This window comes from Halodesulfovibrio sp. MK-HDV, assembly GCF_009914765.1.
Classification (GTDB): Bacteria; Desulfobacterota; Desulfovibrionia; order Desulfovibrionales; family Desulfovibrionaceae; genus Halodesulfovibrio.
Window position 1 is genome coordinate 135,259 of record NZ_WYDS01000010.1, and the last position, 9,802, is coordinate 145,060.

Annotated in this window: 11 protein-coding genes and 1 rRNA gene; 7 read left to right on the forward strand and 5 right to left on the reverse strand. The window is 43.2% G+C overall.

Annotated elements, in window-relative coordinates; all coding sequences use genetic code 11:
- Window positions 1–301: 301 nt before the first annotated feature.
- Both MKHDV_RS09815 and MKHDV_RS09820 read left to right on the forward strand, forming a co-directional pair.
- Complete coding sequence (locus tag MKHDV_RS09815) at window positions 302–1,201, forward strand: LysR family transcriptional regulator (protein WP_160714773.1); 900 nt, start codon at window positions 302–304, stop codon at window positions 1,199–1,201.
- Window positions 1,202–1,274: 73 nt separating this feature from the next.
- Window positions 1,275–1,646: a hypothetical protein gene (locus tag MKHDV_RS09820; RefSeq protein ID WP_160714775.1), complete on the forward strand. Its 372-nt coding sequence runs from the start codon at window positions 1,275–1,277 to the stop codon at window positions 1,644–1,646.
- Window positions 1,647–1,682: 36 nt separating this feature from the next.
- Here MKHDV_RS09820 and MKHDV_RS09825 read toward each other — a convergent pair whose 3' ends face one another.
- The gene (locus MKHDV_RS09825; RefSeq protein ID WP_160714777.1) at window positions 1,683–2,186 is read right to left on the reverse strand and encodes a universal stress protein; all 504 of its coding nucleotides are present in this window, start codon (window positions 2,184–2,186) and stop codon (window positions 1,683–1,685) included.
- Between the two features lie 170 nt (window positions 2,187–2,356).
- Between MKHDV_RS09825 and MKHDV_RS09830 the strand changes: the two genes are divergently transcribed.
- Window positions 2,357–2,995, forward strand: a complete 639-nt coding sequence (locus MKHDV_RS09830) for a nitroreductase family protein (RefSeq protein WP_160714779.1) — start codon at window positions 2,357–2,359, stop codon at window positions 2,993–2,995.
- 45 nt (window positions 2,996–3,040) lie between these two features.
- Here MKHDV_RS09830 and metF read toward each other — a convergent pair whose 3' ends face one another.
- Window positions 3,041–3,913: a methylenetetrahydrofolate reductase [NAD(P)H] gene (gene metF, locus MKHDV_RS09835; RefSeq protein ID WP_160714781.1), complete on the reverse strand. Its 873-nt coding sequence runs from the start codon at window positions 3,911–3,913 to the stop codon at window positions 3,041–3,043.
- 196 nt (window positions 3,914–4,109) lie between these two features.
- On the opposite strand from metF, the gene MKHDV_RS09840 reads away from it, so the two are divergent.
- From MKHDV_RS09840 to MKHDV_RS09850, 3 genes are all read left to right on the forward strand, one after another.
- A complete protein-coding gene (locus tag MKHDV_RS09840) occupies window positions 4,110–4,364 on the forward strand; it encodes a hypothetical protein (protein ID WP_160714783.1) in 255 nt (84 codons plus the stop codon).
- Between the two features lie 34 nt (window positions 4,365–4,398).
- Window positions 4,399–5,229: a phosphodiester glycosidase family protein gene (locus tag MKHDV_RS09845; protein ID WP_160714785.1), complete on the forward strand. Its 831-nt coding sequence runs from the start codon at window positions 4,399–4,401 to the stop codon at window positions 5,227–5,229.
- A gap of 153 nt (window positions 5,230–5,382) precedes the next feature.
- Window positions 5,383–5,679 (forward strand): zinc ribbon domain-containing protein, encoded by a 297-nt coding sequence (locus MKHDV_RS09850; RefSeq protein WP_160714787.1) that lies wholly within the window; start codon window positions 5,383–5,385, stop codon window positions 5,677–5,679.
- Window positions 5,680–5,727: 48 nt separating this feature from the next.
- Here the strand turns inward: MKHDV_RS09850 and MKHDV_RS09855 are convergent, their stop codons facing one another.
- Window positions 5,728–6,669 (reverse strand): cation diffusion facilitator family transporter, encoded by a 942-nt coding sequence (locus tag MKHDV_RS09855; protein ID WP_160714789.1) that lies wholly within the window; start codon window positions 6,667–6,669, stop codon window positions 5,728–5,730.
- A 30-nt stretch (window positions 6,670–6,699) separates the two neighbouring features.
- A complete protein-coding gene (locus MKHDV_RS09860; protein WP_160714791.1) occupies window positions 6,700–7,539 on the reverse strand; it encodes a ThiF family adenylyltransferase in 840 nt (279 codons plus the stop codon).
- Window positions 7,540–8,000: 461 nt separating this feature from the next.
- On the opposite strand from MKHDV_RS09860, the gene MKHDV_RS18600 reads away from it, so the two are divergent.
- Window positions 8,001–8,150, forward strand: a complete 150-nt coding sequence (locus MKHDV_RS18600) for a hypothetical protein (protein ID WP_162859853.1) — start codon at window positions 8,001–8,003, stop codon at window positions 8,148–8,150.
- Window positions 8,151–9,719: 1,569 nt separating this feature from the next.
- Here MKHDV_RS18600 and rrf read toward each other — a convergent pair.
- Window positions 9,720–9,802 (reverse strand): 5S ribosomal RNA (rrf, locus tag MKHDV_RS09865); the annotation flags it as partial.

A 9,802-nucleotide genomic window follows, 5' to 3' on the forward strand; every position in this document is an offset into this window, starting at 1 on the left:
TTTTCTCAAAAATGAGACTGACGCTCTTGCTTGATGCTCTTCCTTTCGTCCTTTGAGAGCGTTTCAACAGTCCGGCTACTACAAAAATTTATGTGTAATCCCTCTGCAGTACTGCTTGCTGCAGAGGGATTATTACGTCTTTAATGCAATACACCGTCTTTATACGACTTACACGGTAGCCTTTTTTAGAATGAGCACCTGCTACAATGTTAGCACTTACTCGTTTTCTATGGAATAATTTGCAGACTATTTTGACTATCATACCAATTCCTCGTAGTCTTGGACTAGGTATGGAGGACTCATGAACTTTCGACAGCTAGAACTTTTCCTTTCCCTTGCCAAAACGCCTAACATTTCTGTTGTGGCGAAAGAGCATTTCCTCACCCAATCTGCTGTTTCAGTTGCCATTAAAGGACTGGAACAGGAACTTAGGGTTCAGCTTTTTGATCGTCTCAACCGTAGACTGAGCTTGAACTCTAATGGGCGGTTACTGCTACAAAATCTCGAGCCTGTTATGGAAAACTTCCATAACGTACTTCATTCGTTTGAAGGAGATTTGCTCACCGGCATTCTGAAAGTAGGGGCCTCGTCAACTATTGCCGACTACATACTACCGCAAATTCTTTTTGAAGTTTCAGATTCGTATAACAAAGTTACGATTGAAACTGTCTTCTCCAATCCGCAAGCTATCATAACAAAGGTAGAAAACGGCGACGTTGATCTTGGACTGGTGGAAAAAGAAATTCCTAACAAACTTCTTATTTATACTCGCCTTTGCGAGGACGATCTCATCATTGTGTCCACAGATGAGAAGCTGGCTAAAAACGGACCATACGACATTGAAGATTTGCTCGATAAAAAATGGATTATCCGCGAATCGGGTGCCGGAGTTCGAGACGCTCTTGAAGAGTACATGGGTCCGTTAATGAACAAGCTTAATGTGGTACTGGAATTAAATCACACTGAATCTATTAAACGTATTTTACACAACCCGAACACGATTTCCTGTATGTCTCCGTTTGCGATCCAGAGAGAACTGGACAATGGCGAAGTGTTCCCTATTGAAATCAAGGGGCCACCAATCAGCCGTTACTTCTACTCTGTTACTCATAAAGTAAAATATCGCACTCGCTTGCTGGATAAGTTTGAAAAAGCTGTAACCTCGTATCTGGATACAGACAAACTTCTCTACAGGAACTAATGCCAGCGACTTGCAAACTAAGACATTCGCACGTAGACTTTCGGCTAGATGATTATCAAAGAGGATAAGCGCAATGTCATGGAATGAACTGGTACTCGTGGTGGGACAAGACTGGATGTTATTTGGTCTTGCTTTCATTTTATTATTTATGTTTTTACGCCGCACTCTGCGCGTAGGTGGTTTCTTAGGATTCACCGGAGTTATTACTACTATCGCTCTCCTGTCCATGCTTACATGGATGCAGTGGAACAGATATCAAGTTTCCAACTCTATTGTACAGATTATCATAACAGATAACCCTACATTTAGAATCCTGACCCCAACTCAGAAACCGATCTTTAAGCCTGTCGTCGTTACCATCGATAATGTTCGATATGTTACTGATGCCAACAACGAGAAATCACAGAAATATTTGCCATGGCGAGTCATCGCCATGCCTAAGTAAAGTATCGTAAAAAGCCCACCGGTTGGTGGGCTTTTTTTATCGACATAACATCCATATTACGCACTTTTTTGCTCCCTGCAAAAGATGCTGAGATACGCTGCCGAACAAGTAGGCATCGCTACGGGTAACTCCACGTCGCCCCATTACAAGCGTGCTATAATTTCCTTTCTTTAATTCTTTCAAAATAGTTTTGGCGATCAAGCGCTTCCGTTCCGTATCTTCCAACGGCTCATCACGTTCATCTAGTGTAACAAATTTATTCACAACACATTTAGGGTCAAGCTCGGAATGCTTTAATTCTTCTACGACCTTGTCGTGTAATCGCATCTGCTTTTCATGTGCTTTAGCACATTCATTTTTCCACGCGCCTGTATCAGGAAAAAGAGAACAAGATGGCAGCTGCTCTACTGTCAGCACCAGAATAGAGTATCTTCCTCCGCACTTGTCCGCTATCAGCTCCATTAATTCCCGACAATACCTGAGGGCTTCACGGGCACTCTGACTGGCATCATATGCCACAAGAATTCGCAGTTCTTTCACTGTACATCTCCTTTCAGAATACAACGGACTTCTGCCGCTTATTCAGAAAAAGTGTATCTCTCCGGTAATATTCTTTGCATGATAACTATAGTGTTATACTATTCCAGTAAGTTCATTCAAACCATAGTACAATTCATGCTTCGACTTTTAGATTATTACAGGAGTATATTATGGAAAATAAATTTAAGCAGATGTTGCAGAATAGACGGGCAATCAATTTTTTTGATTCAGAACGGGATGTGCCGGATGCATTGCTTAGAGAGCTAGTGGAAGACGCAACACATTCTCCATCCAGCTTTAATTTGCAGCCATGGAACCTGATGATACTGCGCGATAAAGACGAAAAAATGCGCTTGCAAAAACTTGCAATGAATCAACCGAAAGTCAGCGAAGCACCTGTCACACTCATAGTTCTTGCAGATACTAAAGCGTGGGCTAAAGACAACGATGCTTTTAACATAGTACTGAATCATAAATTGGATGACGGGGAATTGAAGGAAGAACAAAAAGACTGGTTTTACGGCGTATGCGGACGCCTTTACGGTCAGTCTCGAGATTTCGAGCTGGCATTTGCCGTAAAAAATGCAGGATTCTTTGCCATGTCTTTAATGTATGCAGCCACGGCTAAAGGAATTCAAACACATCCTATGGACGGGTTTGATCATGATGCAGTAAAAAAAGAATTTAATATTCCAGATAACTATTGGATTCCACTACTTATGTCTGTTGGTTATCACGCAAAAGACGCAGAAATTTTACCAGTAAAAAAACGTAAGTCGTTTGATGAACTGGTTCTTTCTTTTGATTAATATTTTCTGCGGTGGGCAGGTATATGCCCACCGCAGAAAATGATCTTATAAATTTGCTCTGTCTGCTAATTCCAGACACATCTCCGCTTTGTTAAGCGTATAAAGATGGATGCCAGGTGCACCGCCATCAACAAGCTGTCGAATCTGGTTCACAGCAAATTTTAATCCGGCCTCTTTTACAGCCTCATCCCCACCCTTTGCATTTGCTTCTTCCAGAGAAAGATAGAGTTGACCTGGAATGTTTGCACCGCACAGGGTTAAAATACGGCGGATAGAACCAAGAGACTGAATAGGAAGAATACCCGGGATTACCGGCTTATTAATTCCGTTGCTACGCAGACGTGAAACAAAATCAAAATATTCACGTACATCGAAGAACAGCTGAGTAACAACAAAGTCACTGCCTGCATCAATTTTAACTCGTGTATAGTGCAGATCGTCTGCAAAAGTTTGAGATTCCGGATGTGCAGCAGGATATCCCGCAACGGAAACACCGAAATCCGGATGTTCGTTACTCACGAGCTCTACGAGATCAGACGCGTATTTAAACTGTTGATCTCTCCAGCTAAAAGTCTCATCAGCAGGACAGTCACCACGCAAAGCTAATACGTTGTGTACGTCTGCCTCACGCAGCTTATTAATAAACCCGTTTATTTTTTCTTTTGAAGCACCTACACAAGTAAGATGAGCCATTGGTTCGATACCGGCATCATGCTTCATGCGTGAAGTAATTTCGAGGGTGTTATCCTGTGTAGAACCACCTGCACCATACGTTACAGATGCGAACAATGGATTAAGCGCCTTCAAGCGATCCACGGTAGCGAAAAAAGACTCCCACTGTTTTCTCTCTTTCGGTGGAAAAAATTCAAGCGAATAAAAAGGCTTACTCTGACTCTGAATGGCATCAATAATTTTCACAAAACTACCCTCAACATTTCTATTTAAACAACCCAGTTTCACATTTTCATCATGTGATGACTCTTTATATATCAAGAGAACTTGATATGTCAATATTTAAATATAGTCATTTAGTTTCGAGTGGACAGACCTTCCTGTGAGGAGTATTAAACATGTAAGAAAAACATGGAACTTATATAAAGGAGCTGTACTTCTCATGCATGCTTGGCAGATTATCTATTTGGTTGCAGTTATTGCTCTTGCAGCTTTTGTACTCATTCGTTCTCCACAGGGAACAGCTGGAAAAGTTTTGACTTTTATGCTTAACTGGCTTGCACCGTACATTTCTATCACCATTGCTTTTATCGCAATTTTTCAGCAAGGCTTTTTGCCTGCTATTCCATTTTTTGCCCTTGCCGGCTTCTGTTTTATTACTTTCTTAAAACGAAGCACCAACGCAAGCGTGGAATAAACAACTACTTAGTAGATACCCTAACGTATCCTAAATGATTTACTACCGTCGCATAACACTTTTAGTTGTAGCTGCTTTCATTCTAGTCTGCATCTCAACTCTTCCGCTTAAAGCTGAAGTCAGCTGGACTACAGTTGCCAAAGGATTGTCTTTGGCTGAAATCCCTGTAGAAAACGGTGACCTTACTTCTGCTGCGATTACCGCACTGCGCATTTCTCCTGATGACTATGAATTTATGCTGCTCATGCGTTCCAAAGAAGGCGATTCCTTCACTCCGGAACAATGGGCTGCACGCTACAAGCTTACGGCGCTTATCAATGCTTCCATGTACCTTCCGGACAATTCTAAAAGTACTGGGTACATGCGTAACAAAGAGCATACAAACAACGGATTCATCCACAACAGCTTCGGCTCGTTCTTTGTTGCAAACCCCACACGAAAAGGCATTCCGGCTGTAGACATCATAGATAGACACCAGCAGCGGCACACAAACCTGCTTCCCAACTATTCTATTGTAATACAAAACTATCGACTTTTTTCCGCATCACGAACACCTTTGTGGCCGGAAAAAGCTAGTGAAACATCCATTGCAGCCGTCGCAAAGGACACCATCGGTAACATTGTATTTATCCATTGCCGCACACCAATGACGGTACGAAAATTTACAAAACGGCTTCTGGAGTCTCAACTAGAGCTGGTAACCGCCATGTATGTTGAAGGTGGACCGGAAGCGAGTATGTATCTGAAGACATCCAAAATTTCGCGCACTTGGGCAGGACGCTATATTGGAGATTTTTGGAATACCGAAAATAAACAATGGAGTCTGCCAAACGTCTTAGGCATCCGCGCAAAGGTTGATCGCTAGTTACTTGATTTTGCATTCATGCCTTGGTAGTTCTTCAGCAGGTCTTCTCAAATGGCTACGTCACGTAGACACGTTTTTTAGACCCAAAACGTTCAAACACACGTTACCTGTCCGGTAGCGATACAAATACTTATTTACGTTAGGAGAGCGCATATGCCTCTTTATGATTTTGAATGCCAGAAGTGTAACGAAGTGTTCGAAGAAATTACTTCTTCCGACTGTACTTCCGGAGAAACTTGTCCTGCATGCGGAAGCACTGACACCGTTCGTATGCTTTGTGCTCCAAGCCCTATTCCGGGCAGTGGTGTTGACCGTCTACCAAGCACACTTATGCGTGGTGGCGGAGCTAAATTTGAAAAAGTGCCCATGCCGAAAAAGCCAATTCCAAGATCAAAACCTGTCTGCCCATCCGGTGGATGCGGTGGCTGCCCAGGCAGTTCCAGTAATTAAAAAAAGAGCCGAAGCATTTTTGCTTCGGCTCTTTTTTTTAATTATGTACTATAATGATTGTCCACGCCTGCGCGTCCTACGCTGCTGAGGACGACGGTCTGATCTATGCGGATCGACATGCACGAGTGCATCTGCAACATCATACTCGCTGCCTTGAAGTAGTGCCTCTACTTTATCTGCAATTGCATGGCCTTCCTCTACTGAAATAGCACCATCGACAGAAATATGCAGATCAACAAACACTGCGAGCCCCTGATAACGAGTTCGAACCTTGTGTACGTCCTGAACTCCATCAACAGATGCCGCCAGCAGCTTCAAGCTCTCAACAGTATCCTTCGAGACACCCTTATCAACCAGCTCGTTCACAGCAGGCAATGTCACTTCCCAAGCTGCATGCATAATGAAGAACGCGACAATAATCGACCCAACAAGATCGACCCAATGTAATTCCGGAAATACAAGCGCCACGAGCACAGAGAGACCTGCTGGAATAGAGCTAAGCGCATCACTTCGATGGTGCCATGCGTTAGCCACAACAGATGGAGCTCTGTGCAGCCGTCCGTAATGTGCTGTCCATCTGTATAAAATTTCTTTCACAACGATTGAAGCTAGAGCAGCCCACAAAGCCACGAGCTTTACGTGTCGTAAATGTTGCCCGGAATATGCAATAGACGCATCAACAACAATACCGATGGCAACAGCGGCAAGCAGAAGCCCAATTCCAGCAGTAATCAGTGTTTCATATCGCTGGTGTCCGTACGGGTGTGCATCATCTGGCGGTGCAGTCCACATTCGAACCCCAACCAATAAAGAAACATCCGTCACCAGATCAGAAAGACTATGAATACCATCCGCGGTAACGGCTCTACTGTTACCCATAATACCCGCAACTATCTTTACTGCGGCAAGAAGGACGTTAACAATAAGCCCGACCCAGGTAACTCTAGAAACAGCAGCGACTTGTTCCGCTCGTTTAGCTTCTTCTGTCATACGTCATCCATAAAAGTACAATGCAGGCTATTACAGCGTTACATTTTGAAAATTCATATCCATTAAATCATAGAAAAGAAGTGATTCTGAAGGAGTATTCCAACATAACATTTTAAGAACTTCATTAGCTTGTAAAGAAGCTGCCATCGCAACAGAAGGAGCTGGAGTACCAAGCACATCTTCAGCTGCACTGCCAGTACCCAATAGTTCTGCCGGACCAGTCTTTCCTGGCATAATAGTTCCCACGTATCCGCTTAAGCCGGCTACAGCTGCGGTAACCAGCGGGACATTACAAACAGTCGCTGCCTTTTGCAAATCAAGTCGTGTCTCCAGACCGCCAAGACAATCCACTACAATATCAACATGTTTTGCATAATCAATAAGCGCATCACCGCGTAAAAAGTGATCAACCCCAATGAAGTTAATCGACGGATTCACGCAACGCAGGCGCCTCTCAGCCCTTTTCGCTTTCTTTTCACCTAGAGATTCAAAGGTAGCATTTAATTGACGATTTAAATTGGTTGGCTCAAAAAAATCACCATCGGCTCCGACTATCGTTCCCACACCAAGTCGAGCCAGCTGCTCAACAACATGTCCACCCAACCCACCAAGGCCCACAACAAAGACTTTAGAGCTGAGTAGCTTATGCTGATCCTTCATCGAAATAATCGAAAAATTTCGAACATATCTTTCTGGAAAAATTTCTTGTTCCAACGCTGCTTTTTCAATTTCAATAAATGAAGTCCCTTCTGCCTTAGAAAAAGTCTCCACTGCCCGAACAGTAAGAATCGAAACAGTTTCGCCGTTTGGTAAAATCAACGACTCACTTGCTTCTTTAATAGCATGAAATAGAACAAAATTCGAATTCATATAACATACACTCCCTTTGCATACCTAATCACATCAACACAGTGTACGCAAGGCAGTTAGATGTATTTCGAATTAAAAAGATGTACTATTTATGGAAGGCAATACGGTTATTATTGAAACAACCATATAGAACATTCGAACACACTATATGACATGTTGTACTCATTCGTTATACATAAAAAGTAATAGAAGCCCTGCAACGCTAAACATACTCATTAACATTATGTCAGAGGAATAATCTTCGTTCCAATGGACATGTAATACAACTTCATCACAACAAATAAAAAGTACTTTGCTCTTTCTGATTACTTACTATCGCTAATTGTTTCCGATAACTTTTGCTTGCCTCAGGCACTTCCTCACCACGCAGAGAAGTAAAAGTTGCCTCTAATCTCCTGATTTAACAAAACCGTTTATAAAGCAACACATCAAGTCGTCCCCCTTCCCTCTTACGATCTGCATTGAATGAACAAAGCTCGGGTCTTGGTCTTGGTCTTGGTCTTGGTCTTGGTCTTGGTCTTGGTCTTGGTCTTGGTCTTGGTCTTGGTCTTGGTCTTGGTAAAAAAACGTCACACCTAGCCACGTTTAGCAAGTCTATATTCATAACTTAGAGTTTTGCAGTTATACTCGACATTGTTTTTTGTAGCTGAATAGGAAAGGTGAACTTCTTTCAACTACTTTGTATGTCTTCAGAGAATAATGAAGGAAAATGAGACCAAAGTGAGCATAGCTCTAAGCATGTAAAAAATTGAAAGACAGCTTTGCTGTTGGCAAGAAAGGGGCATTGATGAATGCTGCCATGCTCCAAAGCTTTCACAATTCCTACACCTAGAAAAACACGCACACAGTAACGAGCTCAATAAACAAGGAACGCTCCGTCCCATTTATCCCATCGAATTGAAGTCGTTACTCTCTGTATTGTTTTTCGTATCTAACTTTTTCTTGAGTCACTGCGAACCTTCCGAGAATAATGATATAAAAAATTACCGATGGAAGTATCGTCTTAAGCATTTACGAAATAGAAAGGTAGCGTAGCTGTTGACGAGAAAGGAGCACTTCAGAAGTACTTATACAAAGCAAGCTCTACCTCGCAACGCCCGTTTTCCCTCTGCAGCGTAGAAATAAAAACTAGCCACTGCACAACATCCTATCCCTCCTCCTTACTTTGCGTTTCTGAGGTTATTCACGGCATTGTTTTTAGTGCACACTCTGGCACTGGGAAAGATGCTGCACCATCGTAATCATTCCGCGAATAATCTCAGAGGTAGAACGTATGGCATCACACGTAATAAAGCTCAGGAAATGGCAAAGTAGCAACAGCCGTTCGCATGGAACAAGCATTACACGGGGGTTTTATATAACATTTGGCAGTAATCACAAGCCACCGACCTGAAACAACAACTACGCGCAGTCACTCTTGCGAGTTGGAGCCATTATTCTCGGCATTGTTTTTCGTACCTAAGGATGCAAAACGGACTTCTTTTGAGCTACCGTGAATATTCCGAGAATCATGACGGAAAGAGGACGCATGGCATCACGCGTTAAAGCTCGGGGAATGGAAAGGTAGCGGCAGCCGTTTGCGAGGAACGAGCACTACGGATGGCTTATGCAAAGCTGTGGGAGCTTGCTCACCCCGTCCCCCCGCGGGAGCGTGGAATGGGAAAGCTTGGGACTCGGTATCAGTCAAAACAGTCGGAGTACCTTGTGCACTAAAAACTTGAAGCATTACTAGCCAGATGAAAACAACAAAAGCCGTCTATCTTAGGATAGACGGCTTTTGTACAACTCAACGTAATCAATTTCTTCTTAATCCAAAGAACTGGAAATGCAATTGTCAGAGCCCAACTGCCTATTCAGACACAAATACTGAGAATAAAGTAAAAAGGAAGAGGAAGACACAACCAAACTCCGCTTTACAGGCATGGACACTTTTTGATTTCATAGAATAGTTTGGCCAGCGGCGTGCCGCCTTGAACCATAATTACTCAAATAGCTTCTGCTTCGGCACAGCCTCAGACAAAAGCCTCGGCGTGCGCAAGAAACGTGGTTTTTGCTTGCCTCGCGCCCGACGGGCGCTCTTCGGCTTCGCCGCGGCTCTTATCGCCTGTGGGAAAGCAGGTTGAGCTATACAAACAAAAAAAGCCCGTTAGCTATAAAGCTAACGGGCTTTTTGAAATAAATCTTGGCAGCGACCTACTTTCCCACAGGCTCCCCTGCAGTATCATCGGCGATGGTTGGCTTGACTTCCGAGTTCGGAATGGGA